This is a genomic window from Extensimonas perlucida, assembly GCF_007655255.1.
Classification (GTDB): domain Bacteria; phylum Pseudomonadota; class Gammaproteobacteria; order Burkholderiales; family Burkholderiaceae_C; genus Extensimonas; species Extensimonas perlucida.
This window is the reverse complement of the sequence record NZ_VMYE01000007.1, coordinates 80,805-106,599: the sequence shown is the minus strand read 5'-3', so window position 1 is coordinate 106,599 and position 25,795 is coordinate 80,805. Positions and strand designations below refer to the sequence as shown.

Annotated in this window: 24 protein-coding genes and 2 riboswitches; of the genes, 16 read left to right on the top strand and 8 right to left on the bottom strand. The window is 64.0% G+C overall.

Features of this window, described 5'->3' with window-relative positions; all coding sequences use genetic code 11:
• Positions 1 to 54: 54 nt before the first annotated feature.
• The 3 genes from FK527_RS08285 to FK527_RS08280 form a co-directional block, all read right to left on the bottom strand.
• The gene (locus FK527_RS08285) at positions 55 to 276 is read right to left on the bottom strand and encodes a helix-turn-helix transcriptional regulator (RefSeq protein ID WP_144732299.1); all 222 of its coding nucleotides are present in this window, start codon (positions 274 to 276) and stop codon (positions 55 to 57) included.
• A 315-nt stretch (positions 277 to 591) separates the two neighbouring features.
• Entirely contained in the window at positions 592 to 735 is a 144-nt protein-coding gene (locus tag FK527_RS17340; protein ID WP_222116140.1) for a hypothetical protein, read from the bottom strand.
• 5 nt (positions 736 to 740) lie between these two features.
• On the bottom strand, positions 741 to 1,919 hold the full coding sequence (locus tag FK527_RS08280; RefSeq protein WP_144732296.1) for a tyrosine-type recombinase/integrase: 1,179 nt from the start codon (positions 1,917 to 1,919) through the stop codon (positions 741 to 743).
• 359 nt (positions 1,920 to 2,278) lie between these two features.
• Between FK527_RS08280 and FK527_RS08275 the strand changes: the two genes are divergently transcribed.
• Complete coding sequence (locus tag FK527_RS08275; RefSeq protein WP_144732293.1) at positions 2,279 to 2,809, top strand: superoxide dismutase family protein; 531 nt, start codon at positions 2,279 to 2,281, stop codon at positions 2,807 to 2,809.
• Here FK527_RS08275 and FK527_RS08270 read toward each other — a convergent pair.
• The 3 genes from FK527_RS08270 to alaS are packed head-to-tail and all read right to left on the bottom strand — an operon-like array spanning position 2,793 to position 7,950.
• Positions 2,793 to 4,124, bottom strand: a complete 1,332-nt coding sequence (locus tag FK527_RS08270) for a GGDEF domain-containing protein (RefSeq protein ID WP_246072729.1) — start codon at positions 4,122 to 4,124, stop codon at positions 2,793 to 2,795. The genes FK527_RS08275 and FK527_RS08270 overlap by 17 nt on opposite strands.
• 27 nt (positions 4,125 to 4,151) lie before the next feature.
• Positions 4,152 to 5,282, bottom strand: a complete 1,131-nt coding sequence (locus FK527_RS08265; RefSeq protein ID WP_246072728.1) for an ABC transporter substrate-binding protein — start codon at positions 5,280 to 5,282, stop codon at positions 4,152 to 4,154.
• A 43-nt stretch (positions 5,283 to 5,325) separates the two neighbouring features.
• Positions 5,326 to 7,950: an alanine--tRNA ligase gene (gene alaS / locus FK527_RS08260; RefSeq protein WP_144732290.1), complete on the bottom strand. Its 2,625-nt coding sequence runs from the start codon at positions 7,948 to 7,950 to the stop codon at positions 5,326 to 5,328.
• Positions 7,951 to 8,118: 168 nt separating this feature from the next.
• Between alaS and FK527_RS08255 the strand changes: the two genes are divergently transcribed.
• The 4 genes from FK527_RS08255 to FK527_RS08240 all read left to right on the top strand — a co-directional run bounded on the left by FK527_RS08255 (position 8,119) and on the right by FK527_RS08240 (position 12,462).
• On the top strand, positions 8,119 to 9,597 hold the full coding sequence (locus FK527_RS08255) for an NAD-dependent succinate-semialdehyde dehydrogenase (protein ID WP_144732287.1): 1,479 nt from the start codon (positions 8,119 to 8,121) through the stop codon (positions 9,595 to 9,597).
• Positions 9,598 to 9,718: 121 nt separating this feature from the next.
• Positions 9,719 to 10,726, top strand: a complete 1,008-nt coding sequence (locus FK527_RS08250; RefSeq protein ID WP_144732284.1) for a Bug family tripartite tricarboxylate transporter substrate binding protein — start codon at positions 9,719 to 9,721, stop codon at positions 10,724 to 10,726.
• Positions 10,727 to 10,815: 89 nt separating this feature from the next.
• Positions 10,816 to 11,580: a GGDEF domain-containing protein gene (locus tag FK527_RS08245; protein WP_246072727.1), complete on the top strand. Its 765-nt coding sequence runs from the start codon at positions 10,816 to 10,818 to the stop codon at positions 11,578 to 11,580.
• A gap of 12 nt (positions 11,581 to 11,592) precedes the next feature.
• Entirely contained in the window at positions 11,593 to 12,462 is an 870-nt protein-coding gene (locus FK527_RS08240) for a MinD/ParA family protein (RefSeq protein ID WP_144732277.1), read from the top strand.
• Positions 12,463 to 12,527: 65 nt separating this feature from the next.
• Here the strand turns inward: FK527_RS08240 and FK527_RS08235 are convergent, their stop codons facing one another.
• Complete coding sequence (locus FK527_RS08235; protein WP_144732274.1) at positions 12,528 to 13,082, bottom strand: flavodoxin family protein; 555 nt, start codon at positions 13,080 to 13,082, stop codon at positions 12,528 to 12,530.
• 34 nt (positions 13,083 to 13,116) lie between these two features.
• Here FK527_RS08235 and gluQRS point away from each other — a divergent pair, with 34 nt between their 5' ends.
• The 8 genes from gluQRS (at position 13,117) to FK527_RS08195 (ending at position 19,745) form a co-directional block, all read left to right on the top strand.
• The gene (gluQRS, locus tag FK527_RS08230) at positions 13,117 to 14,178 is read left to right on the top strand and encodes a tRNA glutamyl-Q(34) synthetase GluQRS (protein WP_144732272.1); all 1,062 of its coding nucleotides are present in this window, start codon (positions 13,117 to 13,119) and stop codon (positions 14,176 to 14,178) included.
• Entirely contained in the window at positions 14,141 to 14,902 is a 762-nt protein-coding gene (gene trmB, locus FK527_RS08225) for a tRNA (guanosine(46)-N7)-methyltransferase TrmB (RefSeq protein ID WP_425460424.1), read from the top strand. The genes gluQRS and trmB overlap by 38 nt, the downstream gene beginning before the upstream one ends.
• Before the next feature lie 15 nt (positions 14,903 to 14,917).
• On the top strand, positions 14,918 to 15,964 hold the full coding sequence (locus FK527_RS08220) for a GGDEF domain-containing protein (RefSeq protein WP_144732266.1): 1,047 nt from the start codon (positions 14,918 to 14,920) through the stop codon (positions 15,962 to 15,964).
• A gap of 87 nt (positions 15,965 to 16,051) precedes the next feature.
• Positions 16,052 to 17,584 carry a protein adenylyltransferase SelO gene (locus FK527_RS08215; RefSeq protein WP_144732263.1) on the top strand — a complete coding sequence of 511 codons (1,533 nt, stop codon included), beginning with the start codon at positions 16,052 to 16,054 and terminating at the stop codon, positions 17,582 to 17,584.
• The gene (gene msrB, locus FK527_RS08210) at positions 17,581 to 18,018 is read left to right on the top strand and encodes a peptide-methionine (R)-S-oxide reductase MsrB (protein ID WP_144732260.1); all 438 of its coding nucleotides are present in this window, start codon (positions 17,581 to 17,583) and stop codon (positions 18,016 to 18,018) included. The genes FK527_RS08215 and msrB overlap by 4 nt, the downstream gene beginning before the upstream one ends.
• A 33-nt stretch (positions 18,019 to 18,051) precedes the next feature.
• A complete protein-coding gene (locus FK527_RS08205) occupies positions 18,052 to 18,606 on the top strand; it encodes a septation protein A (RefSeq protein ID WP_144732257.1) in 555 nt (184 codons plus the stop codon).
• A gap of 7 nt (positions 18,607 to 18,613) precedes the next feature.
• Positions 18,614 to 18,883 (top strand): BolA family protein, encoded by a 270-nt coding sequence (locus FK527_RS08200; RefSeq protein WP_144732255.1) that lies wholly within the window; start codon positions 18,614 to 18,616, stop codon positions 18,881 to 18,883.
• Positions 18,884 to 18,959: 76 nt separating this feature from the next.
• The gene (locus FK527_RS08195) at positions 18,960 to 19,745 is read left to right on the top strand and encodes a foldase protein PrsA (RefSeq protein WP_144732252.1); all 786 of its coding nucleotides are present in this window, start codon (positions 18,960 to 18,962) and stop codon (positions 19,743 to 19,745) included.
• Between the two features lie 120 nt (positions 19,746 to 19,865).
• Here FK527_RS08195 and ompA read toward each other — a convergent pair whose 3' ends face one another.
• Positions 19,866 to 20,501: an outer membrane protein OmpA gene (gene ompA, locus FK527_RS08190; protein ID WP_144732249.1), complete on the bottom strand. Its 636-nt coding sequence runs from the start codon at positions 20,499 to 20,501 to the stop codon at positions 19,866 to 19,868.
• A gap of 888 nt (positions 20,502 to 21,389) precedes the next feature.
• On the opposite strand from ompA, the gene rpoD reads away from it, so the two are divergent.
• From rpoD to gcvH, 3 genes are all read left to right on the top strand, one after another.
• The gene (rpoD, locus tag FK527_RS08185) at positions 21,390 to 23,774 is read left to right on the top strand and encodes an RNA polymerase sigma factor RpoD (RefSeq protein ID WP_144732246.1); all 2,385 of its coding nucleotides are present in this window, start codon (positions 21,390 to 21,392) and stop codon (positions 23,772 to 23,774) included.
• A gap of 83 nt (positions 23,775 to 23,857) precedes the next feature.
• A riboswitch (glycine riboswitch) is annotated at positions 23,858 to 23,967 on the top strand.
• 13 nt (positions 23,968 to 23,980) lie between these two features.
• Positions 23,981 to 24,122, top strand: a riboswitch (glycine riboswitch).
• Positions 24,123 to 24,177: 55 nt separating this feature from the next.
• Positions 24,178 to 25,323 (top strand): glycine cleavage system aminomethyltransferase GcvT, encoded by a 1,146-nt coding sequence (gene gcvT, locus FK527_RS08180; RefSeq protein WP_144732243.1) that lies wholly within the window; start codon positions 24,178 to 24,180, stop codon positions 25,321 to 25,323.
• Positions 25,324 to 25,402: 79 nt separating this feature from the next.
• Entirely contained in the window at positions 25,403 to 25,777 is a 375-nt protein-coding gene (gene gcvH, locus FK527_RS08175; protein WP_144732240.1) for a glycine cleavage system protein GcvH, read from the top strand.
• Positions 25,778 to 25,795: the final 18 nt, after the last annotated feature.

Sequence of the window (25,795 nt, the reverse complement as noted above, 5' to 3'; positions counted from 1 at the left end):
TGCGCGCTTGCGCCTGCCGCTGCTGCGGCATTTTGTGCGGTGCTGGGCATGGAATCACTCCTTGCCCAGCGTGGCAATCAGCTTTTGGATGTCGGAAGCGCGCCAGCCCACGGCGCGCTGTCCTAGGCGCACGCTTTGCGGGTAGCGTCCGCTGCGCACTCCGTGCCACCAGGTCGATTTCGAGACCGGGACAATTTCCAGGACTTGAGGCAGGCGCAGGACGCGGTCGTGGATGATCTCTGCGCGCTGCGCAACAAAATGACCCTTATCAGTCATGGGGTAATTTCCTTTTGGAGACTACCCAGAGTAGGATCGAGTGGCCCTGCCAAGAGCCGTGCCTATTCCTACTCCGGGGTTGGTACGTGAAGGGGGTCGGTTGCCGCCGATCCCCTTCTCCTTTTTGCGCTCTTCAAAAACGCAAATTCATTGTGCCTGTATTCGGCCGGACTGCAAAAAAGCAGCAAAGACGTGGTGGTGCAAAAAAGTGCACCAGATGGCGCATCTTGCACCACGCGAAAAAAAAGCAGTCCGAAACGCTATAAAAACGATTGCATAAAATCCTTTCACGACAAAGGTTTAGCGGTCTTTTTGTCATTTTTTGCTTTTTGTTGTTTTCGTGCAAATTTGCTTGACGTCGATCAGCAAAAAGTTCAGGAAGTCGTTCTTCTCGTACTGCTGCGCGTCGTTAAAGCGCTCGTGGAAGTTCTGCAGCTTGTCGTGGATCGCCTCGGCCAAGAACTTCACCTAGAAGCGCAGCAGTAGCTCGCCCACTGCGCCATCAGCTCACGGCGGCGCTCGAACAGGTCGCTTCTCTGATATGCGGCCTCCACGCGGTCTTGGTTTGCGTGCGCCAGGGCCGCCTCGGTGACGCTGCGCGGGAAATTGGTCTGCTCTTCGGCCCAAACACGGAACGAGCTGCGAAACCCGTGCACGGTAACGCCGGGCGCGACGGCGTGCAAAACCTTGTTGATGGCCACGTCGCTCAGAACTCCGTCACGCGCACCAGGGAAGATCAGGTCGGTGGACACGCGGCGCAGTGCCTGAGCCTGGGCCAGCACGGCCACTGCCGCGTCGGATAGCGGCACGCGATGCTCGCGGCCTGCCTTCATCCGAGAAGCTGGGACGGCCCACACGCGGGCCTGCAGGTCGATCTCCGCCCACGTCGCCGCGCGCGCCTCGCCACTGCGGCAGGCGGTCAGGACGATGAACCGAAGCGCCAGGGCGGAAACGTGGTCTTGGATCGCCAGCTGGGCCGTGATGCGCGGCACGTCGGCATAGGGTGCTGCTGCGTGGTGCGCAACCCGCGTGACCTTGCGCGGCGCGGGCAGCACTTTGTCGAGGCAACCCTTCCAGCGCGCAGGATTCGGGACGTCGCATAGTCCGTGCACTGCGGCGTAGTCCAACACTGCCTCGATACGCTGGCGCACGCGCGTAGCGGTCTCCGTCTTGGTTGCCCAAAGCGGCAGCAGGATCGCCTTCACGTCCGCGATGCCGACGTCTGCGGGTGGTTTTTCGCCAATGGCGGGCAGCACGTAGTCGCGCAGGGTGTTTGCCCACTGCTGCGCGTGTTTGGCATTGCGCCAGCCTGGGCGCTTGGACTCGATCAGCTCGCTGGCGCAGTCGGCAAAGGTCTTTGGCTTTTCGGCGGCGCTGGATGTGCGCGCCAGCACCGTTGCCGGGTCTTTGCCGTTGAGGATGGCGTTGCGCATGGCGGCGGCAATCGTGCGGGCCTCAGCAAGGCCGCGTGAGTGCGTAGGCCCCAGCCCCAGCTCGCGCACCTTGCCGGCGGCCTTGTACCGAAAGACCCACGCGCGTGACCCACCAGGGCGCACGCGCAGGTACAGATTGCCGCCGTCGCTGTGCGAGCCCTCTGGCGCGGTAGCGACGAAGCGGGGGGAAAGTTTTTTCTCGGTAGCCACAAAAGCACTCCTCCAAACTATCCGGTCTTTCTCTGTGTCTTACCGGATGACGTGGATTGCAGTGTAGCTTGATGGACTTATTCGGACAACAATATCGACTAACTCATTGATTTTTTGGTGATTTTTGGATCGCCTCGGATTTATCTGGACTGCTATTCAGCGGACGCCCTCTCCGCCAGAAAGTCTTTTGCGCCATTGCGTCATAAAGCGCTAATGCGCGTCCCTCAAGCCCCGCAGGTCCAAAAGGTCGGCGGGCTTTCTTTTTGCCAAGGCTGCTTGCGCTGCTGGCAGCGAAATACCTGCATCTCCGGGTACATTCGCTGCTGCCCTGTCCTTTTGCTTGCCAAGGAGCCTTCGCCATGAATTTCCGTTTTACCTTGCTCGCCAGCAGCGTTCTTGCGCTGGCCGCTTGCGCCTCCACTGCTCCCGCTCCCGCCCCCGCTGCCACGGCTTCGCTCGCACCCACGCGCGGCAATGCGACAGTGGGGACGGTGCAATTCGTCCAGCAGGGCGATGCGGTGCGTGTTTCAGGCGAGGTGCGTGGCCTCAAGCCGAATGCCGAACATGGTTTCCACATCCATGAAAAAGGCGACTGCTCCAGCGGCGATGGCTTGAGCGCTGGCGGGCACTTCAACCCGGCTGGCAAGCCCCATGGACATGGCGGCATGGATGAAGGCATGCACCATGTCGGCGATCTACCCAATCTCAAGGCGGATGCGCAGGGCGTGGCGCGGTTCAGCTTCGAGTCCCGCACGCTGCGCATAGGCAGTACGGCAAATGACATCGTCGGCCGGGGGCTGATCGTGCACCGCGACCCTGACGACTACGTCTCCCAGCCCGTGGGCAATGCGGGCCCGCGGCTGGCCTGCGGCGTCATTCAGCGCCAGTGAGCAGACCGGCAGGCACGGTATTCCCGGTGCCGGCAAAGTCATCCTGACACACCCGATCGCGGCCGGCGGCCTTGGCTCGGTACAGTGCCGCGTCGGCGCGGGCGAGGAGTTGCGCTGCGCTTTCGCCCTGATCGAACTGCGCCACGCCAAAGCTGGCCGTCAGGTGCAGTTCCCGCCCAGCAACCTGCACCGGTGCTGACTGGGTTAAGACCCGCAGGCGCTGGGCCAGCTGCACGGCGTCTTCCAGACCGCAATCGGGCAGAACGATGATGAACTCCTCACCGCCATAGCGCGCAACCCAGTCGATCGGGGTGCGCAGATTTGCCAGGTAGCGCTGCGCCAGCTCGCGCAGCACTACATCGCCCGTAGCGTGGCCGAATCCGTCGTTGATGCGCTTGAAGTAATCCAGGTCGGCAAACATGACGCTCAGAGCGCGTCCGTAGCGCAGGCTGCGCTGCAGCTCTATGGGCAGGCGCTCGTCTATCGCGCGGCGGTTCAGGCAGCCAGTGAGCGTATCGGTGCGGGAAAGCTCCTGCACCTCGGTCACGAGTTCTTCAAGTTGCTGCGTGCGCTCAAGCACAAGCTGGTCCAGGTTCTGGATGTGGCCGCGCAAAGCCTCCTGCAGGCGCGCAATGCCTTGCACCAGCAAATCGATCTCGTCCTGGTGCGCGCGCGTGGGCCGCACATACGTCAGCGGCAGCGAAAGATTGTGGGGCTTGAGTTCGGTGGCAAAGCGCGCGATCTGCTGCAGGGGCTTCTGCAGATCGCGCCGCAGCACCCCCGCTGCGGTCAGGCAGAGCAATAAAGTGATAAGCAGGTAGCCACCCACCACCGCCGCGGTCTGGGTCCATATTTGCTTGTGGAAATAGCTGGCATTGGCCCAGATTTCGAGCGTTCCCAGGGAGTTGCCGCCGCTGTGCCTGGGTGAAGGAATTTGCAGCACCACAGAAGGCGGGATGTCGCCGTAGCCGACCTTGCCGGCCTCGAAAACCGGGCCCGTCGCGGCACGCAGACGCACGTGCCCGACTTCCGGCAGACTCACCAGCGACTGCACCTGGCGCTGCACGGCGCTCGTTTCGATGTCCCACAAGGCCGTGGACAGCAGGCTCACGCCGTTTTCCGCGATCACGTGCACGGCACGCGCGAACTCTTTTTGTCCCCGCTGGTATTCGAAAACTGCCTGCAGACCACCTAGCAGCAGCATGCAAAGCAGTGCCAGGGCCACGATGCGCCGAATCAGCACCGAGGCGATGGAGCGAAACGGCGCGGGTATGGCCGTGGCTGCGGATTCAGACGCTGGTCCGGAACGAGGCATGGGTATCTTGCTGCAATCCATCCGCCGCTACTGCAGCAAGGGCAACAGGCTGAAATCGTAATGCTGACGCCGAGGATTCAGTGCCTTGCTATAAGGCCTGAAGTCCAGTGGGTGCGCGGGGTCGAGCAGACGCTGCGCAAAGCGCTGCGCGAGGCGTGCGTCGAACAGCACGAACATGGGCCGTTGCTGCTCCAGCCCCTGCGCCTCGAAGTCCACCCCGTGCGCGTAGTCGAACAGCATCACCAGCGCCCAGGCCCCCGTCATGAAATGCCCGCCGGCAAGCGCCGAAAGCGCGCCGCTGCGCAGGCTCGCGAATGCCTCCTCGGAGGTGTTGATGCCGCTGAACCAGGCATCCTTGCCCGGCTGACCGCCGCGTGCCCGCCAGGCATCCATGGCGCCAAACGCCATCAGGTCATTGCCGGCCCACACCAGACGCGCTGCCGGATAACGCTGGTAGAGCCAAGCCGCCTGCTCGGCGGCCTTGTCGCGCCGCCAGTCGCCAAACACCTGCTGCACCAGGACAACATCCTTGGCTTCGGCCACGGCGCGCTCCATGCCAGCGTTGCGCGCTATGGATGAAGGAGTCGAACGGTCTCCGGCAATGGCCAGCAACTGCAACTTGCCATCGGCTGCGCGTGCTGCCCCCGCGGCCTTGGCGCGGGCAATGAGCGCGCGCGCCGTGAGGTAACCGGCTTCTTCTGCCTGCGGCTCCAGGCTGCCAAGCCAGAGGCGGTGGCGGGTGCGGGGTGCGCCTGTTTCTTCGCGGCTGCGACCATGCACCGCGCTGAAGACCATGAAGCTGCGGATGCCCGAGCCTTCGAGGATGCGCAGGACTTCGGGCCCGGTGCCGTAATCGTTGCTAAAAATCACGTAATCGGGCCTGACGGGCGGCGTAGGCGAGCTGGGCGAGCTTGCAGGCGCACGCGCCGCGAGCTGCCGCGCCAGGGTCAGGGCCTGCACGTGGTCGCGGTGGGCGTAGTGCACTTCCAGCGTCACGCCCAGGCTGCGCGCCGCCTGCGCCATGGCTGCCGATGCGCTCGCCCAATACGCTTCATCGGGCTTGCCGGGGTTGATGAAGGCCACCGACATGGCCCATGCCGGGCCGAACCACCAAAGGCCCAGCCCCATCACAAACCAGCGCGGAAATAGGTTTGCCATCGTGCCGCCCCGAACAGCTGCCGACTCAGTCTCTCAGAGAGACTCACAGCCGCTCGGCCACCCAGGCCTGCACCGAGGCCAGGGACGCAGGCAAGGCCGCGGCGTTGGTGCCGCCTGCCATGGCGAGGTCGGGCTTGCCGCCACCCTTGCCACCCACTTGCTGCGCGACGAAATTCACTAGCTCGCCGGCCTTGATGCGCGCGGTTTCGGCCTTGGTCACGCCGGCGGCCAGTTGCACCTTGTCGCCATCGACGGCGGCGAGCACGATCACGGCGCACTTGAGCTTGTCCTTGAGTCTGTCCATGGTGTCGCGCAGCGTTTTTGCGTCAGCGCCTGCCAGCTGCGCGGCGAGCAGCTTGACGCCCTTGACCTCCACGGCCTGTGCAAGCAGCTCGTCGCCCTGTGCCGAAGCCAGCCGGCCTTTGAGCGCGGCCAGTTCTTTTTCGAGCGCGCGCTGCTGCTCCAGCGTTTGTGCGATGCGCGCCGGCAGCTCGGGCGCGGGCGCACGCAGCGCCGCGGCGGCCGCGTGCAGCGTGGTTTCGAGCTGCTGCACGTAGGCCAGCGCGCCCATGCCGGTCACGGCTTCGACGCGGCGCACGCCCGCAGCCACGCCGCTTTCATTGACGACCTTGAGCTGGCCTATGTCGCCCGTCGCCTTGACGTGGGTGCCGCCGCAGAGCTCGCGGCTGCTGCCGATGTCGAGCACGCGCACGCTGTCGCCATATTTTTCGCCGAACAGCATCATCGCGCCGGTTTTCTGTGCGCTTTCGATGTCCATCACGCGCGCCTCGGTGGGCGTGTTGGCGAGGATTTCTGCGTTCACGCGGCGCTCGATTGCGCGGATTTGCGCGGCCGTGAGCGGGGCGTCGTGCGCAAAGTCGAAGCGCGTGCGTTCGGCGTTCACGAGGCTGCCTTTTTGCTGCACGTGGCTGCCCAGCACTTCGCGCAGGGCTTTGTGCAGCAAATGCGTGGCCGAGTGGTTGCGCATGGTGGCCGCGCGCAGCTCGAGGTTGACGCTGGCCGTGACGTGGTCGCCCACGTTGAGCGTGCCCGCCACGAGCGTGCCGTGGTGGCCGTGCACGTCGGCCTTGATCTTTTGCGTGTCTTGCACCTCGAAATGCGCCGAACCGCTGGTGATCGCCCCCTGGTCGCCCACCTGCCCGCCGCTCTCGGCGTAAAACGGCGTGCTGTCGAGCACGAGCACGCCGCTTTGCCCGGCCTTGAGCGCAGCCGCGGGCGTGCCTTCGACATAGATCGCGACGATCTTGGCGGGGGCCTCTAGCGCTTCGTAGCCGACGAAGGTGCTTGCCGGGCCGTTGTATTCGAGCGCGCGCTCCATCTTGAACTTGCCGGCGGCGCGCGCCTGGGCTTTCTGCTTTTCCATCGCGGCATGAAAGCCCGCCTCATCGACCTGCACGCCGCGTTCGCGGCAGACGTCCTGCGTCAAGTCGAGCGGGAAGCCGTAGGTGTCGTGCAGTTTGAACGCCAGCTCGCCAGGCAACAGCTTGCTGCCATCGGCCAGCGCCGCGTCGAGGATCTCCATGCCGTGGGCCAGGGTCTCGAAAAAGCGCTCCTCCTCGGTCTGCAGCACGTCCATGATGCGCTGCTGGTTTGCGGCGAGGTGCGGATACGCCGCGCCCATTTGCGCCACCAAGTCCGGCACCAGCTTGTGGAAGAACGGCGCCTTGCAGCCCAGCTTGTAGCCGTGGCGGATGGCGCGGCGGATGATGCGCCGCTGCACGTAGCCGCGCCCTTCATTGCTCGGGATCACGCCGTCGGCCACCAGGAAGGCCGTGGCGCGGATGTGGTCGGCAATCACCTTGAGCGAGGGGTTGTGCAGGTCGGCCGTGCCCGTCTCGCGCGCGGCGGCCTGGATCAGGTGCTGGAACAGGTCGATCTCGTAGTTGCTGTGCACGCCCTGCAAAATGGCGGCGATGCGCTCCAGCCCCATGCCGGTATCGACGCAAGGCGCGGGCAGCGGCTTGACCGAGCCGTCCTCGGCCATGTCGAACTGCATGAACACGTTGTTCCAGATTTCGATGTAGCGGTCGCCGTCGGCGTCAGGGCTGCCGGGCGGGCCGCCGGGGATTCCGGGGCCGTGGTCATAAAAAATCTCCGAGCAAGGGCCGCAGGGGCCGGTGTCGGCCATCATCCAGAAGTTGTCGGACTGGTATTTGCCGCCCTTGTTGTCGCCTATGCGCACCACGCGCTCGGGCGGCAGGCCGATCTCCTTGGTCCAGATGTCATAGGCTTCGTCGTCGTCGATATACACCGTGGCCCAGAGGCGCTCGGGCGGCAGGCAGAACACTTCCGTGAGCAGCTCCCAGGCCCACTTCAGCGCTTCGCGCTTGAAATAGTCGCCAAAGCTCCAGTTGCCCAGCATCTCGAAGAAGGTGTGGTGGCGCGCGGTGTAGCCCACGTTTTCGAGGTCGTTGTGCTTGCCGCCGGCGCGCAGACAGGCCTGCACCGAGGCCGCACGCACATAGGGGCGCTTGTCGGCGCCGAGAAAAACGTCCTTGAACTGCACCATGCCCGAGTTGGTGAACATCAGCGTCGGGTCATTGGCCGGCACGAGCGGGCTGCTGGGCACGATGGTGTGGCCGCGCGCGGCAAAAAAGTCCAGGAAGGTCTTGCGGATGTCCGCGACGGAAAAGGGAGGTGTGCGCATGGATGGTGTGAGGGTGGTGTGCAACAAGCGCGCCGCCGATACGGGCTCGCAGGCGCGCTTTGCATAACATTTCATTATAGGTTTGGCCCTGTCTCCGACGCTGCAGCGCACAAAACCGTCGCTTGTTATCCTGCAGTGCTTTTCGTAGTCCCTTCCGTTTCTGGAGCTTTGTCCATGACCGCATCACCCCTCGCCGCCCTCCAAGACCCCAGCCTGCTCAAGACCGACGCGCTCATCGATGGCCGCTGGGTTGCCGGTACGGCACGCTTTGCCGTGCACGACCCGGCCACAGGCCGCCACCTGGCCGACGTGGCCAAGCTCGGGCCAGCGGAGGCCGAAGCCGCGATCGCCGCCGCCAACGCCGCCTGGCCCGCCTGGCGCAACCTCACGGCCAAAGAGCGCAGCATTTTGCTGCGCAAGTGGTACGACCTGCTCATGGCCAACGCCGACGACCTGGGCCGCATCATGACGGCCGAGCAGGGCAAGCCGCTGCCCGAAGCCAAGGGAGAAGTGGCTTACGGCGCGAGCTTCGTCGAGTGGTTTGCCGAGGAGGCCAAGCGTATCAACGGCGAGACGCTGCCGCAGTTCGACAACAACCGCCGCCTGCTGGTGCTGCGCCAACCCGTGGGCGTGTGCGCCGCGATCACGCCGTGGAACTTTCCGCTTGCCATGATCACGCGCAAGGTGGCGCCGGCGCTTGCCGCAGGCTGCCCGGTGGTCATCAAGCCGGCCGAGCTCACGCCGCTCACGGCGCTCGCCGCGGCCGAGCTCGCGGTGCGCGCGGGCATTCCGGCCGGCGTGCTCAACGTCCTCACGAGCGACGGCCCCGGCAGCGTGGAGATCGGCAAGGTGCTATGCGCGAGCGACGTGGTGCGGCACCTGAGCTTCACGGGCTCTACCGAGGTCGGCCGCATCCTGATGGCGCAGTGCGCACCCACGGTGAAAAAGCTCTCGCTCGAACTCGGCGGCAATGCGCCCTTCATCGTGTTCGACGACGCCGACCTCGACAGCGCCGTCGAGGGTGCCTTTGCAAGCAAGTACCGCAACGCGGGCCAGACCTGCGTGTGCTCCAACCGCATCTACGTGCAAGAAGGCGTGTACGAGGAATTCGTGCAGAAGTTTGCCGCCAAGGTGCGCACGGCCAAGGTGGGCAATGGTTTTGAAGAAGGCGTGAACCAGGGCCCGCTGATCGAGGAAGCCGCCGTGGAGAAGGTCGAACGCCACGTGCAAGATGCCGTCGCCAAGGGCGCGCGCGTGCTCACGGGGGGCAAGCGCCTGGGCGGCCTGTTCTTCGAGCCCACCGTGGTCGCCGATGCCACGCCCGAAATGCTGTGCGCGCGCGAGGAGACCTTCGGCCCGTTCGCCCCCGTGTTCAAGTTCCGCACCGAACAGGAAGCCGTCGCCGCCGCGAACGCCACCGAATACGGCCTGGCGAGCTATTTTTACAGCCGCGACGTAGGGCGCATCTTCCGCGTCGCCGAGGCGCTCGAATACGGCATGGTCGGCATCAACGTGGGCATCCTCGCGACCGAGCACGTGCCGTTTGGCGGCGTCAAGCAATCGGGCCTTGGCCGCGAAGGCTCGCACCACGGTATCGACGAGTACGTGGAGCTCAAGTATTTGTGCGTGGGGGACATTCTGAAATGAGCTCGTCTGGAGTCCATTTGCTTCTACAAAAATAGCTGCTAGCGCTTGATACATAAGCGCTAGATGCCATTTTGACCTAAAACTAAGACGCACTGCGTGTGCGCCCCACGGAGACAAGCCCATGCCTGCATCGAATCCCCTTTTGCCCCGGCGCGCGGCCGCTGCCTTGCTGCTGGCCGCGCTCGCCCTGCCTGCGGCGCTGCAAGCGCAAACGGCGCACACCACCGCTGGCGCTGCAGCCAACCAGCCCATCAAGCTGCTCGTCGGCTATGCGCCCGGCGGGCCGGTCGATGCGGCGGCGCGCCTGTTCGCGCCGTATTTCGCGCAGGCACTCGGGCAGACGGTACTGGTGGACAACAAACCCGGTGCGGGCGGCGTGCTCGCGGGCGATGCGGTCGCCAAGTCCGCGCCCAACGGCCTCACGATCTTCTTCGCAGGCAGCCCGACGATGACCATCAGCCCGCACATCCTTGGCACCCTGCCCTTCGACCCGGCCAAAGATCTGGTCGCCATCGCCCCCATCCTGAGCTACGCCAACGTGCTCGTCGTGAACAAAGACCTGCCGTTTCGCAGCGTGCCCGCGCTCGTGGCCTATGCCAAGGCGCATCCGGGGCAGCTCTCCTACGGCTCGGCCGGCATCGGCAGCTCGAACCACCTGAGCGGAGAGCTTTTTGCCGCCCGCACAGGCACGCAGCTCACACATGTTCCGTATAAGGGCAACGCGCCCGCGATGACGGACGTGATCGGCGGGCAGATCAGCATGATGTTCGACATCATCGGCAGCGCGCGCAACTACATCGCCTCGGGCCGCGTGCGCCCGCTTGCCGTAACCTCGCGCGAGCGCAATGCATCCTTGCCGCAAGTGCCCAGCATGCAGGAAGCCGGCGTCGCGGACTATGACGTGGGTGGCTGGATCGGGCTGTACGGCCCGGCCAAGATGCCCGCCGAACTCGTCGCACGCTACAGCGAAGCGGCACGCCGCGCACTCGCGCAGGACGAACTCCGGCGCAAATTGGTCGAGCAGGGCTACGACGTCTGGAGCGGCAGCGCGCAAGCGCTGGCCGAACGCGCGGCGCGCGACTTCAGGCTCTGGGGCAGCGTCGCCAAAGGCATATATGTGCAGCCATGATCCATTGGGGCTATTTGCCTTGCTCGGCACCTGCGCATGCTTCACCCACTGATAAACTCCAAGGATTCTGCCGGCCCACCCTCTGCAAAGTGCCCCTCTCCGCGGCCTCCTCTCTCATCGACGTGCGCGACTTGCGCCTGGACACTGCCCATGCCTTGGCAGTGCAGGCGGGCGCCGATGATGCCGCGCTGCGCTCCCTGCCCCCGACGCAGTACGTACAAGGCCTGATCGACGGTTTGTGCGAACTTTCCGTGCAAGACCCACTGACGGGCCTTGCCAACCGCCGCCATTTCGAGACGGTTTTAGAGCAAGAGATGGACCGTGTGTCGCGCTCCGGTGAGTCGGCCCTGCTGCTGATGATGGACATAGACTATTTCAAACGCATCAACGACCTCCACGGCCATGTGGTGGGCGACAAGGTCTTGCAATCCGTGGCGCGCACCTTGAGCGCCTGCGTGCGCCCCATGGATACCCTGGCGCGCTACGGCGGTGAAGAATTCGCCGTGGTATTGCCTACCTGCCAGACGGCATTCGGCACCATGGTGGCCGAGCGCATACGCCGCATGGTGGCCGAGACCCCCATCCACGTCTCGCCAACGCAAGAGCTGCAAGTCACCCTCAGCGTGGGCGGTGCCTTCGCCATGCCCTGGATACGCTCCACGCCCGAGCTCTGGATAGAGCGCGCCGACCAGCAGCTCTACCTCGCGAAGTCCGGTGGGCGCAATTGCGTGCGCATTGAAGCGCAACCCGACAGCACCGTCAGCGCCGAGGAAAAAAGCCTGTTGTTCGGCGGCTCCTTTCCGTCTTCCGCCTGGGGGAGCCTCTCCGCCACGGATGCAGCCAGCAGCGCCTGAAGAAAGCACAAGATGAACGACGCGCTGCCCCCAAAGAACACAGAGACCACAGAGGCCCCTGCTACGCCTGCTGCCGCACCCGCATCCAGGGTGCGCGGCGCGGGCGCCCATATCGTTGCCATCACCAGCGGCAAAGGTGGTGTGGGCAAGACCTTCGTTTCGGCCAACCTGGCTGCCGCGCTCACGCGCCGCGGTCTGCGCGTACTCGTGCTCGACGCCGACCTGGGCCTGGCCAACCTCGACGTGGTGCTGAACCTGCACCCCAAGGTCACACTGCACGAAGTTTTTACCGGCAAGGCCACACTCGACGAGGCCATCGTCGAAGCGCCGGGCGGCTTTTCCGCGCTGCTCGCGGGTTCGGGCATGGTCGAGTATTCGCGCCTCACGCCCGAGGTACGCAACCAGTTCATCCAGGTCATTGAGACGATTCGCCCGCGCTACGACGTGATCCTGTTGGACACGGGCGCGGGCATTTCCGACGTGGTGTTGTTTTCCGTGTCGCTGGCGCAAGAGGTTTTGCTCGTCGCGACGCCCGAGCCCACCTCACTCACCGACGCCTACGCCGCGATCAAGGTGCTGTGCACGCAGCAAAAACGCCTGCACGTGCGCCTGGTCATCAACCAGACGGCACGCCCCGGTGACGGCCGCGCCATCACGAGCCAGCTGCAGCAGGTGCTCGAGCGCTTCGTCAAGACCGAATCGGGCCGGCCGGTGCGTCTGATCCACATGGGTGACATCCCGGCCGACCCTTCGGTGCGTGAGGCCATCATGCGCCGCCAATTGCTGCTGCAACTGCTGCCCGGCTGCCCGGCTGCGCTGGCCATGCTGCAGCTTGCCGGCAAGATCGAGGCCACGCTGCCCGGCGCTGCGGCGTCAAAGTAAAGCGAAGTGCGGCCGTGCGGCCGTGCTGGGCACCGCCCGGCGGTGCCTGCGCAATACCGCGCTACTCAAACCCCGAGCCGCGCCGCAAGCCGCGCGACGCGCTGGCCCAGGATGCGGCCATTTTCAAGGTCACCTGCAAACATCTCACCGGCCGAGGCATCTGCGGGCGCCTGCGCCGCCGCGCCGCTGAAGGTGCCGATCCAGTTCACATCGTTGCGCGTGGCTGCCTTGGCGTTGGAGGGCAAATGCCCGAGCCCTACCCACAAACCACCGTGCTGCATCGCGAGGTGAAAGAAATAATCGAGCGTGACCTGCTTGTCGCCGTTGACGCTGGCGCTGCAGGTAAAACCCGCAAACAGCTTGTCCTTCCAGGACTGGCTGAACCAGGGCTTGGACGACGCATCGGCAAACTTCTTGAACTGCCAGCTCGGCCCGCCCATATAGGTGGGCGCGCCGAAAATCACGGCCTGCGCGGCCTGCAGCGCCTCCCAACCGCCTTCTGGCAGATTGCCGTCGGCGTCGATGGCGATCAATTGCGCGCCAGCCCCTTCGGCCACGGCTTGCGCGAGCCGCTGCGTATGTCCATAACCCGAGTGGTAAACGACGACCGTTTGTGGCATGCGAAACTCTCCCAAAAAGGATGACAGGGATTCCATGATAGTGCCGCACGACGACGCCCATTCGCGCGCTTTTGCATCTGTGGCAGGGGCACCCCCAGGCTACCGCGGCCGCTTCGCGCCCTCGCCCACGGGGCCGCTGCACGCGGGCTCGCTCGTCGCAGCGCTGGCGAGCTGGCTGGACGCGCGCGCCTGGCACGGTGGCCGTGGCGGGCGCTGGCTCGTGCGCATCGAGGACGTCGATACGCCGCGCTGCGTGCCGGGCGCGGCCGAGCACATCCTGCATCAGCTCGCCACCTGCGGCCTGCGGCCCGACGAGCCGCCCGTATGGCAATCGCAGCGCGGTGCGCTGTACCAGGCGGCGCTCGACCAGCTCATCGCCCAAGGGCAGGCCTATCCCTGCGCCTGCTCGCGCAAAGACATTGCCGCCGCGCTGTGCGCCCAGGGCCACGCACCTGCGCGCCACGCCACCCTGCCCTACCCCGGCACCTGCCGCGCCGGCCTGCAAGGGCGGCCCGCGCGGGCTTGGCGTTTTCGTGTCGACAATTTCAAGCCAAATCAGGCGTTAGTGCAGATACAGAAAGCGCAAGGCGCTCTTTTTTCGATTGCAGACAGCACGGTGCACTGGCATGACCGCAGAGTAGGCGCACAAGTGCAGGACGTCGCGCATGCGGTCGGCGACTTCGTGCTGCGCCGCGCCGATGGCCTGTGGGCATACCAGCTCGCCGTGGTCGTCGATGACGCGGCGCAAGGCATCACGCACGTGGTGCGCGGCGAAGACCTTACCGACAACACGCCGCGCCAGATCCTGCTGCAAAACGCCCTCGGGCTGCCCACGCCGCACTATCTGCACACGCCGCTAGTCTGCGCTGCGAACGGCGAAAAGCTCTCCAAGCAAAACGGCGCCGCGCCGCTCGACCTGCGCGACCCCTTACGCGCGCTCAGCGCGGCTGCGCATGTGCTAGGCTTGCCGGCCCCGCCCACGCCCCCCCAGCGCTCCATTCCCGAGGCTTTGGCTTGGTGGGGGCAAGCTTGGTTACATAAAAACTACAATCGCCCCCGTGAGCACGCCAAGCCCTTTCCTTCACCTTCGCTCTGATACTTTTCCTGACAGCGAAGCCCCCCTCGCCGGCGGCGCCCCGGCAGACGTGCCGCATCCCAAAGCCATCAAAAGCTACGTGCGCCGCGCAGGCCGCACCACGACGGGCCAGGCCAAGGCCTTGGCCGAGTGGGGCCAGCGCTTCATCGTGCCCTACGCGCCTGCGCCGCTGGATGTAGAAGCCGTGTTCGGCCGCAAGGCGCCGCTGGTGCTCGAGATCGGCTTCGGCATGGGTGAGGCCACGGCGCACATCGCACGTCTGCGTCCCGAGGACGATTTTCTGTGCTGCGAGGTGCATGAGCCCGGCGTAGGCGCATTGCTCAAGCGCATAGGCGAACAGGGCCTCACCAACATCCGCATCGTGCAGCACGACGCCGTCGAGGTGCTGGAGCACATGCTCGCGCCCGCTTCGCTCGCCGGTGTGCACATCTTTTTCCCCGACCCCTGGCACAAAAAGCGCCACCACAAACGCCGCCTGATCCAGCCCCCCCTCGTCGCCAAGCTCGCGCAGCGCCTCGCGCCCGGCGGCTACCTGCACTGCGCCACCGACTGGCAGCCGTACGCCGAACAGATGTTAGACGTTCTAAGCGCCGAGCCTCTGTTGCAAAACACCGCCCCAGATTACGCGCCCAAACCTGCCTACCGCCCCTTGACAAAATTCGAAAACCGCGGCCTGCGGCTCGGGCACGGCGTGTGGGACCTGGTCTTCGTGCGCCGCCATTGAGAGCTCCAGCCAACCATGAAACCGATTCTGCAAAACCTCGCCGACATGACTGCGCACCGCGATCACGTGCGGCTGGAAGTCTCGGTGCTCTCCACCTTGCAGAAGCTCAGCAGCGTCAGCGACGTGCGCGCACTCGAAATTTTCAACGACGCCGGCGTGCCCAGCCTGCGCCCGCGCACCTGGCTGGCAAACGGCAAACTCGTCTCGACCCGCAGCCAAGCCAGCACCGACCCGCGGCGCGAGCCGCTGGCGCACTACCCTGCGCTCAACGACTGCATTGCGAACCACCGCGACAGCGCCATGGCCTCGCTGCATCGCGGCGCGCACACGCTCTGGCTGCCGGTGTGGATGCAAGACAAGGTCAGCACCTGCCTCGAGATCACGCGCTCACGCCCTTTTTCCGCGCACAGCCTCGACGTCATCAAGGGCATTTTTCAGGTCTACAAAAACTACCAAAGCCTGCTCGAATACAGCGAGCGCGACGCCCTCACGGGCCTGCTCAACCGCAAGACCTTCGACGAGCAGTTTTCCCAACTCACCGCGCCGCAGTTGTCGGGCGACTCCGGCCTGACGCCCCTGTGTTCCGCATTGCCCGACGAGGACGAAACCGAACCCTTGCAGCAATGGCTCGCGCTCGTCGATATCGACCACTTCAAGCAGATCAACGACCGCTTCGGCCACCTGTTCGGCGACGAGGTGCTGATCCTCGTCGCCAACCTGCTGCGCAAGTCCTTTCGCAGCGAAGACCGGATTTTCCGCTTCGGCGGCGAGGAATTCGTCGTGCTGCTGCGCTCGGCCACACTCCCCACGGCGCGCAAGGTGCTAGAGCGCTTTCGCGGCGCGGTGCAGGATCACAGCTTCCCCCAGGTGGGCCACATCACCGTGAGCATAGGCTTCGTCGGCGCTGACAAAGGCGCGCCCGTCGAGGTGCTGGGCCTGGCCGACCAAGCGCTCTATTACGCCAAGGAACACGGGCGCAACCAGGTCTGCTACTACGATGATCTCATCGCGCAAGGTCTGCTGCAGCCCAAGGTCGCGCACGACGACGTCGAATTGTTCTGATACCGAGCTTCGCAAGGATTCTGGGCCTTCTTTCTCGCCCAGCCCAACAGACAGCATGGGCATGGCAGCTGCGCCACAATCCACGCCATGTATGCCACCCCCGTCAATCCCCAGGCCTGCGCGCAGGCTGGTGCGCAAACCGACCCGATCGCGCTGCGCGCGCCTGGCTTCGCCGCACTTGGATCGGGCTTTTATGCCGCACAGGCACCTACCCCGCTGCCAGCGCCTTATTGGGTAGCCTCCAGCGCCCAGGTCGCGCAGCTGCTGGGTCTGGACGCCGCAACCTGGCGCGACGACACCGCGCTGCAGATGTTGAGCGGCAACCGGGCGCCTGCGGCAATGCCCGCGCTCGCCACGGTGTACAGCGGACACCAGTTCGGCGTCTGGGCCGGGCAGCTCGGTGATGGGCGCGCCCTGCTGCTCGGCGAAAGCGCGCAGGGGCTCGAAGTGCAGCTCAAGGGCGCGGGGCGCACGCCCTACTCGCGCATGGGTGACGGCCGCGCCGTGCTGCGCTCGAGCATTCGCGAATTCTTGTGCAGCGAGGCCATGCACGGCCTTGGCATTCCGACCACGCGCGCCTTGTGCCTGACAGGCTCGCCCGCCCCCGTGCACCGCGAAACGCTGGAAACCGCCGCCGTACTCACGCGCGTGGCGCCGAGCTTCGTGCGCTTCGGGCACTTCGAGCATTTCTATGCCCAAGGACTGCAGCAAGATCGTTACGAATCCTTGCACGCCCTCGCCGACCACGTGATCGCACGCTACTACCCGCAGTGCCACGCGCCCACGCACACACCCGCGCAGACTTACGCGGCGTTGCTGCGTGCCGTGAGCGAGCGCACCGCGACGCTGCTTGCGCAGTGGCAGGCGGTGGGTTTTTGCCATGGCGTCATGAACACCGACAACATGAGCATCCTGGGCCTGACGCTGGACTATGGGCCGTTTCAGTTCCTCGACCGCTTCGACCCCGGCCACGTCTGCAACCACAGTGACACCGCAGGCCGCTATGCGTTCCACCGCCAACCGGCCATCGCCCACTGGAATCTGGGCTGTCTCGCGCAGGCCCTGCTGCCGCTGCTCGCAGATGAAGGCCAGGCCGTGGCCGCGCTGCAGAGCTTTCAGCCCGCGTTCACGCGCGAATTCCTGCGTCGCATGGCGGACAAGCTGGGGCTTGGCGTCGCACACGGCGGGCTGCAGGACGGCTCCGCCTTGGCCGCGCTGGTCGGCCAGCTGCTGCAGCTGCTCGCGGCCCAGCGCGTCGATTACCCCATCTTCTGGCGGCGTCTGTCGCACGCCGTCGCAAGCGGCGACTTCGCACCCGTAAGCGCCTTGTTTGCCGAGCGCAGCGGCTGGGAGCGTTGGCTGCTCTCATACAAAGAGCTGCTAACGAAGGTGGATCAAGCACAAGCGGCCGATTTGATGCTCAAAACAAACCCCAAGTTCGTGCTGCGCAATCACCTGGCGGAGCAAGTCATCCGCGCGGCGCAGCAGGGCGACTTCACCCCCTTGCAAACCCTGCAGACGCTGCTCGAAAATCCCTTCGCCGAGTACCCGGGCCACGAAGCCTGGGCCGACTTTCCGCCCGACTGGGCCGCCTCCATTACCGTCAGCTGCTCCTCATGACCTTCCCGATCCAGAAAACCGAGGCCGAGTGGCGCGCGCTGCTCGCGCAAAAAGGCGCCGAACCCGTCGCCTTTCAAGTCACACGCCATGCCGCCACCGAACGCCCGTTCACGGGCAAATACGAGGCGCATTGGGCCGATGGCAGCTACCACTGCATCTGCTGCGGCGCCACATTGTTCGACTCTGCCACCAAATTCGACGCCGGCTGCGGCTGGCCGAGCTTTTGGCAAGCCGTCCCCGGCGCCATCGTGGAGCGCACCGACTACAGCCACGGCATGGCGCGCACCGAGACCTTGTGTGCACAATGCGGTGCCCATTTGGGCCATGTGTTCGAAGACGGCCCCGCACCAACCGGGCTGCGCTACTGCATGAACTCGGCCGCGCTCGACTTCGACGCCGATAACGCCTCCCGGAAAGAATCCGACAATACCTGAGCGAAAATTACACGGCCAAACGCCGTGGGCACCATGAAACTTTTGATCGACTTCTTTCCCATCTTCCTGTTCTTCGGCGCGTTCAAGCTCTGGGGCATTTTCACGGCCACATCCGTTGCCATCGCCGCGACCGTGCTGCAAATCGCCTACCTGCGCTGGCGCCACGGCAAGATCGAGCCCATGCAATGGGTCAATCTGGGCATCATCGTGCTGTTCGGCGGCGCCACGCTGCTCGCCCACAACGAAGCCTTCATCAAGTGGAAGCCCACCGCGCTCTACTGGTTCATGGGTGGTGCGCTGCTGCTCGGGCAGATTCTTTTTCGCAAAAATCTGCTGCAGTGGCTGCTAGGCAGCCAGCTGGAGTTGCCCGCCCCGGTGTGGCGCACCATGAACTGGGCCTGGGCCGCATTTTTTGGCTGCATGGGGGCACTGAACCTCTGGGTCGCCTACCACTTCGATACCAGCATCTGGGTCAACTTCAAGCTCTTTGGCGGGTTGGGGCTGATGTTCCTGTTCGCACTCGGCCAGGCCGTCTATCTGAGCCGTTTTGTCAAAGAGCCCACGGGCACTGAGGGCCCAAAGGTATGAGCGCACGATGCACACCATAGTCCCCACGGCACAAGCCTTGGCCGAACGTCTGCGCAGCCGGCTTCAGCCAACCGAGCTCGAAGTGATCGACGAGAGCGCCGCTCATGCAGGCCATGCCGGCGCAAACGCCAGCGGCAGGGGGACACACTTTCGCGTGCGCATTGCAGCGCCCATCTTCGCCGGAAAAAGCCGCGTGGCGCAGCACCGGCTTGTGTATGATGCGCTGCAGGATTTCATAGCGCAGGGTCTGCACGCCCTGGCCATAGAGATTCTTTGATCTTTCGCTTGTTTGGACGTTTTTGGCGTTTTTTTGCTGGCGTATTGCCAGCGTGCCTATCATTTTTGGATATCCCATGAAGAAAAATCTCCTGTCTGGCCTCGTGGCCGCTGTCGTGCTCGGCACCGCGGTGTTCCCCGTTTCTGCGCAAAACATTGCCATCGTCAATGGCAAGCCCGTGCCCAAGGAGCGCGTGGAGGTATTCAAGCAGCAAATCGAGCGCGCTGGCCGTCCCATCACGCCCGAGCTCGAAAACCAGATCAAAGAAGAAGTCATTGCGCGCGAGATCTTCATGCAGGAAGCGCAGAAACGCGGCCTAGATGCCTCGCAGGACTTCAAGACGCAAATGGACTTGGCACGGCAGTCCATCCTGATTCGTGAATTGTTTGCCGATTACCAGAAGAAGAACCCGGTAACCGACGCCGAAATCAAGGCCGAATACGACAAATTCGTGGCTGCGAATACCGGCAAGGAATACAAGGCCAGCCACATCCTCGTGGAAAAGGAAACGGACGCGAAGGCCATCATCGCAGCGATCAAAAAAGGGGCCAAGTTCGAGGACATCGCGAAAAAGCAGTCCAAGGACCCAGGGTCGGCCGCTCGCGGTGGCAGTCTGGATTGGGCCAATCCGTCAAGCTATGTGGGTGAATTCACCGAAGCGCTGGTCAAGCTGAACAAAGGCAAGATGACCGAAACCCCCGTGAAGACGCAGTTTGGCTGGCATGTGATCCGCCTCGACGACGTGCGCGAAGCCCAGTTGCCCAAGCTCGAAGACATCAAGCCCCAGATCGCACAGCAGCTACAGCAACAAAAACTGGCCAAATTCCAGGAGGAATTGCGCGCCAAAGCCAAGGTCGAATAAAAATTTCATATCCAGGGGGTGCATCTCCACTGCATCCCTTGGATCATAAAAATTCGATAGCTTTATAGACGTAAAAAAGCCCCTTGTCAGGGGCTTTTTTATGAGGCTATCGAAAAACGCTCACTGAGCGGCGCGGGTACCCACCACTTCGATTTCCACGCGACGGTTCTTGGCGCGGCCTTCCTTGGTACGGTTGTCGGCGATAGGCTGCTTCTCACCCTTGCCTTCGGTGTAGATGCGGCTCTTGTCAACACCCTTGGAAACCAGATAAGCCTTGACAGCCTCAGCACGGCGCACCGAGAGCTTTTGGTTGTACGCGTCCGGCCCCGTCCAGTCGGTGTGCCCCACGGCGATGACCACCTCGAGGTTAATATCTTTGATCTTGGAAACCAGATCGTCGAGCTTGGCCTTGCCTTCGGGCTTCAGAACGGCCTTGTCGAAGTCAAAGAATGCGTCGGCTGCGTAAGTGACCTTGGAAGCCGCCACCGGAGCAGGCGCGGGAGCAGGTGCCGGGGCAGCGGCAGGCGCTGCTGCAGGCGCTGCAGCCACAGCCGCCTTGGGCTTCAGGGCGCCATCGCACCGAGCGTCTGCCGTCGCTGGCGTCCAGTTGGCATCACGCCAGCACAACTCGTTCGTGCCGTTCTTCCACACCAACTCGCCCGTGCCGTTCTTCCAGTTGTCTGAGGATTGAGCGCTTACGGCGGTTGCCAGCGCTGCAGAGGCAAACAGTATTGCTACTTTGTTCAGTTTCTTCATGATTCTCCTCTTTAGGGAAAAAACCGCAGCCGCGCTGCGAGATATAGGAAATAGGAACTATGGAACGTCCTTGATGGGCACCACCAAAACGCTGCACTCATTGTGCCATACGTCACCACCCTGGTGCTGCCATGAAAGCCCTGGCAACAGGCACAAAAGCAGCTTCCGCCCGATATGTTGCGCTATCGCTACAACAAGGCATGGCGTGCGCATGGCTGTGTGCCAAGCATTGGTTTTCATTGCCCTTCCTGTTTCTTCGGCCCCCACCGCGTCAGGGCGCCTGAAAGTAAAGGCAACCTCTTCGGACGTCCCATGCGGACTTAAAACCTGCACGAAAACCTGGGTTGAAAATGCTGCGTCAGCTATAATATGAGGTTACGTCGGCAAGAGCGACAGCAGCACCTCCGAGCCAGGCCAGCGCGCACCCCCATGTCATCCCAGCGAGGATACAAAGCGCGACATGCACGGCACAGCCACCGGCGGCCCACTTATCGCAAGGACTGCACACCAAATGTTCGCCCTGACATCTTGCCCTCACCCGTGGTTTGAAGCCCTGCCGCTGCGCTAGCGGCGTGCTCTGCTTTGGAATCGTTGGCTGCAAATGCGGCACGGCGGCATTTTTTTGCCGACCTCCATTTTGCTGCCTGCGCCCAAGGCGTGGGTTGCGGCAAACACGGTAGTGACTTTCGCAAAAAATGCAGCGCTTGCTACATCGAGCTTGGGGTGCGTGCTTTGTTTGGACTCGTACAAGTCAACTTGGATCGCCTGCGGCGCATCGTTTTCGCTGCGCCAGGCTTTTCGCGACTGTCGATGATCTCCTTGTTTGTGCCGCACGCGCCTTCACATTTGACTCCATCCTGATTGTTTTTCGACTCCGAGGTCTTTCTCATGTCCGCCACAAAGTCCACGAAGCCTGCCATGCCCTCCAGCACCACTTTGCCTGCCAAGAAAAAAGGGAAGCCCGAAACAGAAGCCGTGGCCGAGCCCACCGCGTCCTCTGCTGCCGCAGCAGCTTTGAACCCAACGCCGAAAAAGACGACGCGCGCCAAATCGGCCAAAGCGGCCACAGAGGGCGTGCCGCCCGAAGATCAAGTGCTGCTCAAGCCTGCAAACAGCTCCGCCAAGGCACCCAGCCGCGCAACCAAAACTATCAAGGCAGCTGATGCAGCCAAAGGCAAGGCGCCGGCCAAGCGTGGGCGCAAGCCCAAGGCCGCGGCTGAAGCTCCGGCATTGGACGATGCCGACCTGGACGCGGTGGACTTGGACCTGGCGCTCGAACTCGACGCCGAAGTCGAGGCAGAAGCCACCGTCGAGGTGCCGGCTGAGGTCGAGGCAGCGCCGGTCGAAAAAGCCAAGCCGCTGCGCATGAAGCTCAGCAAGGCCAAGGAACGCGCCTTGATGAAGGAGTTCGGCCTGGACGAAACGGTGCTGTCCGAGGAAGACCTGGCCAAACGCCGTGCACGCCTCAAGGCCCTGATCAAGCTGGGCAAGACGCGCGGCTACCTCACGCATGTCGAAATCTCCGACCACCTGCCCGACAAGCTCGTCGATGCCGAGACGCTGGAGGCCGTGATCGCCACGCTCAACGATTTGGGTGTGGCCGTGTACGAGCAGACTCCCGATGCCGAAGCGCTGATCATCACCGACAACGCCCCCACGGGCGCCAGTGAAGAAGAAGCCGAAGAAGCTGCCGAAGCCGCACTCTCTACGGTGGACAGCGAATTTGGCCGCACCACCGACCCGGTGCGCATGTACATGCGCGAAATGGGCACGGTGGAACTGCTCACGCGCGAGGGCGAGATTGAAATCGCCAAGCGTATCGAAGGCGGCCTCATGGCCATGATGGAAGCGATCAGCGCCTCGCCCGCGACGATCGCCGAAATTCTCAACATGGCGGAGGAAATCCGCGCGGGCAAGGTCAGCATCTCCACCGTGGTCGATGGTTTCTCCAACCCCAACGAAGCCGACGACTACGTGGCCGAGGAGGACTTCGACGAATTCGACGAAGCCGACGACGATGATGGCAAGGGCGGCTCCAAGGCCCTGACCAAGAAGCTCGAAGAGCTCAAGCGACAGGCGCTGGAGCGCTTCGACAAGCTGCGCGCGCTGTTCGAGCAGATGCACGCCATCTATGAAAAAGAAGGCTATGGCACGCCCGCCTATCTGGAAGTGCAACGCGCGCTGTCGGCCGAACTCATGACCATTCGCTTCACGGCCAAGACCATCGAGAAGCTGTGCGACATGGTGCGCGAGCAGGTCGACGGCGTGCGCAAAAAGGAGCGCGAGCTGCGTCGCATCATCGTGGACAAGTGCGGCATGCCGCAGGAAGTCTTCATCAAGGAGTTTCCGCCCAACCTGCTGAACCTTCGATGGGTCGAGCAGCAAGCTGCTGCAGGCAAGCCCTGGAGTGCCGTGCTCGCGCGCAACATTCCGCCGGTGCAGGACTTGCAGCAAAAGCTCATCGACCTGCAGCAGCGCGTGGTAGTGCCGCTGGCCGAGCTCAAAGACATCCACAAGCGCATGAACGAAGGCGAGAGGGCCAGCCGCGACGCGAAGAAAGAGATGATCGAGGCCAACCTGCGCCTGGTGATTTCGATCGCCAAGAAATATACCAACCGTGGCCTGCAGTTCCTGGACCTGATCCAGGAGGGCAACATCGGCCTGATGAAAGCGGTGGACAAGTTCGAATACCGGCGCGGCTACAAGTTTTCGACCTACGCGACCTGGTGGATTCGCCAGGCGATCACGCGCTCGATCGCCGACCAGGCGCGCACCATCCGCATCCCGGTGCACATGATAGAGACCATCAACAAGATGAATCGTCTCTCGCGCCAGCATCTGCAGGAGTTCGGTTTCGAACCCGACGCCTCGCTGCTGGCCGAGAAGATGGAAATGCCCGAGGACAAGATCCGCAAGATCATGAAGATCGCCAAGGAGCCGATCTCCATGGAAACGCCGATCGGCGACGACGAGGACAGCCATCTGGGCGACTTCATCGAGGACAGCAGCAACACCGCGCCCGTCGATGCCGCGATGCAGGCCGGCCTGCGCGACGTGGTCAAGGACATCCTCGACAGCCTCACGCCGCGCGAAGCCAAGGTGCTGCGCATGCGCTTCGGCATCGAAATGTCCACCGACCACACGCTCGAAGAAGTCGGCAAGCAGTTCGACGTGACACGCGAGCGCATCCGCCAGATCGAGGCCAAGGCGCTGCGCAAGCTCAAGCACCCGAGCCGCTCGGAAAAGCTGCGCAGCTTCATGGACTCGCTGTAAAAAGAGCGAGAAATCTCGCGCCGTGCAAAGCGCGTCGCGGGAGGCGCAGGGAAAGCCGGGGGAAAATGGACAGGCTGCTAGAATCCCCCGCGTCAGGAGAGAGCATCCGCAGCCTTGCACCATGCAGGCCGCAGATGCCGCCGAAGGCGCAGGAACCCTCCGAACGCTCAGGCAAAAGGACTGGCAAGCGCCCGCAGCGATGCGGGCGTTTCCTTGCTGGAGAGAGATCGCCCCGCGGCATTTTTTCTGCGGTGGCCATCCACCGAAGGAGCAAGCCGCTCGACGCCGCGCAACCCCCAGCCGGCGCAGACGGTGAATCTCTCAGGTAAAGCGGACAGCAGGCAAACCCGTCGCAGCTTTTCGCAAGGCTCGCTGCGGTTCATTTTGCTCTGGAGATTGTCCCGTGGCCGCTACCCCTGACTCCGCCGAAACTTCCGCCTTGCGCACCACACCGCTGCACGCCCTGCACCTCGAGCTCGGCGCGCGCATGGTGCCTTTTGCGGGCTACTCCATGCCCGTGCAATATCCCGCCGGCTTGCTGGCCGAACACAAGCACACGCGCAGCGCCGCGGGGTTGTTCGACGTTTCGCACATGGGCCAGCTGCGCCTCGTGGGCGCCGACGCGGCCGCGGCCTTCGAGAGCCTGATGCCCGTCGATGTGATGGACCTGCCCGCGGGCCGGCAGCGCTACGGGCTGCTGCTCAACGAGGCCGGCGGCATCATCGACGACCTGATGTTCGTTCGCCGTGCGGGCGACATCTTCGTCGTCGTCAACGGCGCCTGCAAAGAAGGTGACATCGCCCACATCCAGGCCCGGATCGGCCAGCGCTGTGAAGTGCAGCCGCTGCCCGAACGCGCGTTACTGGCGCTGCAAGGACCGCAGGCTGCGGTCGCATTGGCGCGGCTTGCGCCCGAGGTGCCAAAACTCGTGTTCATGACCGGCATGGACGCGCGCATCGCGGGTTGCGACTGCTTCGTCACGCGCAGCGGCTATACGGGCGAGGACGGCTTCGAGATTTCGCTGCCCGCGGCGCAGGCCGAGACCCTGGCGCGCGCGCTGCTCGCGCAGCCCGAAGTGAAGCCGATTGGCCTTGGAGCCCGCAACTCGCTGCGCCTCGAAGCGGGCCTGTGCCTTTATGGCAACGACATCGACACGCACACCACGCCCGTCGAGGCGGGCCTGCAGTGGGCGATCCAGAAGGTGCGGCGCACGGGCGGCGCGCGTGCCGGCGGCTTTCCGGGCGCCGAGCGGGTGCTCGCGCAGCTCGATGGCCGCGTGCCGCTCACGCGCCAGCGCGTGGGCCTGGTCGCGACCGAGCGCGTACCCGTGCGCGAGCATGCGCCGCTCGAAAACATGGACGGCCAGACGATAGGCGAGGTCACGAGCGGCCTACTCAGCCCCACGCTGAACCAGCCCATCGCGATGGGCTACGTGCCGCCCGACTACGCCGCCCTGGGCACCGAAGTCTTCGCCATGGTGCGCGGCAAGCCCGTGCCCATGCGCGTGAGCCCCATGCCCTTCGTGCCCACGCGCTACTACCGCGGCTGAAGGCCACGTTTGCGCGGAGTTTGGCCGCACGCACGGTTTACATTCACCCTCCCCTTCCCATTTTTCAGGAGCCATTGCCATGAACATCAAGTTTTCGCGCGAGCACGAGTGGATCGACGCCAGCAACCCGCAGGCCGCCGTAGTCGGCATCACCGCGCACGCGCAGGACGCACTGGGCGACGTGGTGTTCGTCGATCTGCCCGAGGTGGGCAAGACCTACAAGCAAGGCGAAGTGGCCGGCGTGGTCGAGTCGGTGAAGGCCGCGGCCGACGTCTATATGCCGGTCACGGGCGAGATCGTCGAGGTCAACGAAGCGCTGCGCGCCGACCCTGCGCTCGCGAACTCCGACCCGCTGGGCGCGGGCTGGTTCTTCAAGGTCAAGCTCGTGAACCCCGCCGAGATCGACGCGCTGATGGACCAAGCTGCTTACGCCGAATTTTGCAAAAACGCTTGATGGTATTGCGCTTTTAAC

Coding starts and splice junctions, on each gene's coding strand:
- FK527_RS08265 (WP_246072728.1), bottom strand. CDS start 5,282: ATGGCAAACCTATTTCCGCGCTGGTTTGTGATGGGGCTGGGCCTTTGG.
- FK527_RS08285 (WP_144732299.1), bottom strand. CDS start 276: ATGACTGATAAGGGTCATTTTGTTGCGCAGCGCGCAGAGATCATCCAC.
- FK527_RS08275 (WP_144732293.1), top strand. CDS start 2,279: ATGAATTTCCGTTTTACCTTGCTCGCCAGCAGCGTTCTTGCGCTGGCC.
- FK527_RS08250 (WP_144732284.1), top strand. CDS start 9,719: ATGCCTGCATCGAATCCCCTTTTGCCCCGGCGCGCGGCCGCTGCCTTG.
- FK527_RS08270 (WP_246072729.1), bottom strand. CDS start 4,124: ATGCCTCGTTCCGGACCAGCGTCTGAATCCGCAGCCACGGCCATACCC.
- FK527_RS08205 (WP_144732257.1), top strand. CDS start 18,052: ATGAAACTTTTGATCGACTTCTTTCCCATCTTCCTGTTCTTCGGCGCG.
- gluQRS (WP_144732272.1), top strand. CDS start 13,117: ATGATAGTGCCGCACGACGACGCCCATTCGCGCGCTTTTGCATCTGTG.
- gcvH (WP_144732240.1), top strand. CDS start 25,403: ATGAACATCAAGTTTTCGCGCGAGCACGAGTGGATCGACGCCAGCAAC.
- FK527_RS08215 (WP_144732263.1), top strand. CDS start 16,052: ATGTATGCCACCCCCGTCAATCCCCAGGCCTGCGCGCAGGCTGGTGCG.
- FK527_RS08195 (WP_144732252.1), top strand. CDS start 18,960: ATGAAGAAAAATCTCCTGTCTGGCCTCGTGGCCGCTGTCGTGCTCGGC.
- FK527_RS08235 (WP_144732274.1), bottom strand. CDS start 13,082: ATGCCACAAACGGTCGTCGTTTACCACTCGGGTTATGGACATACGCAG.
- msrB (WP_144732260.1), top strand. CDS start 17,581: ATGACCTTCCCGATCCAGAAAACCGAGGCCGAGTGGCGCGCGCTGCTC.
- FK527_RS08220 (WP_144732266.1), top strand. CDS start 14,918: ATGAAACCGATTCTGCAAAACCTCGCCGACATGACTGCGCACCGCGAT.
- ompA (WP_144732249.1), bottom strand. CDS start 20,501: ATGAAGAAACTGAACAAAGTAGCAATACTGTTTGCCTCTGCAGCGCTG.
- rpoD (WP_144732246.1), top strand. CDS start 21,390: ATGTCCGCCACAAAGTCCACGAAGCCTGCCATGCCCTCCAGCACCACT.
- alaS (WP_144732290.1), bottom strand. CDS start 7,950: ATGCGCACACCTCCCTTTTCCGTCGCGGACATCCGCAAGACCTTCCTG.
- FK527_RS08240 (WP_144732277.1), top strand. CDS start 11,593: ATGAACGACGCGCTGCCCCCAAAGAACACAGAGACCACAGAGGCCCCT.
- FK527_RS08200 (WP_144732255.1), top strand. CDS start 18,614: ATGCACACCATAGTCCCCACGGCACAAGCCTTGGCCGAACGTCTGCGC.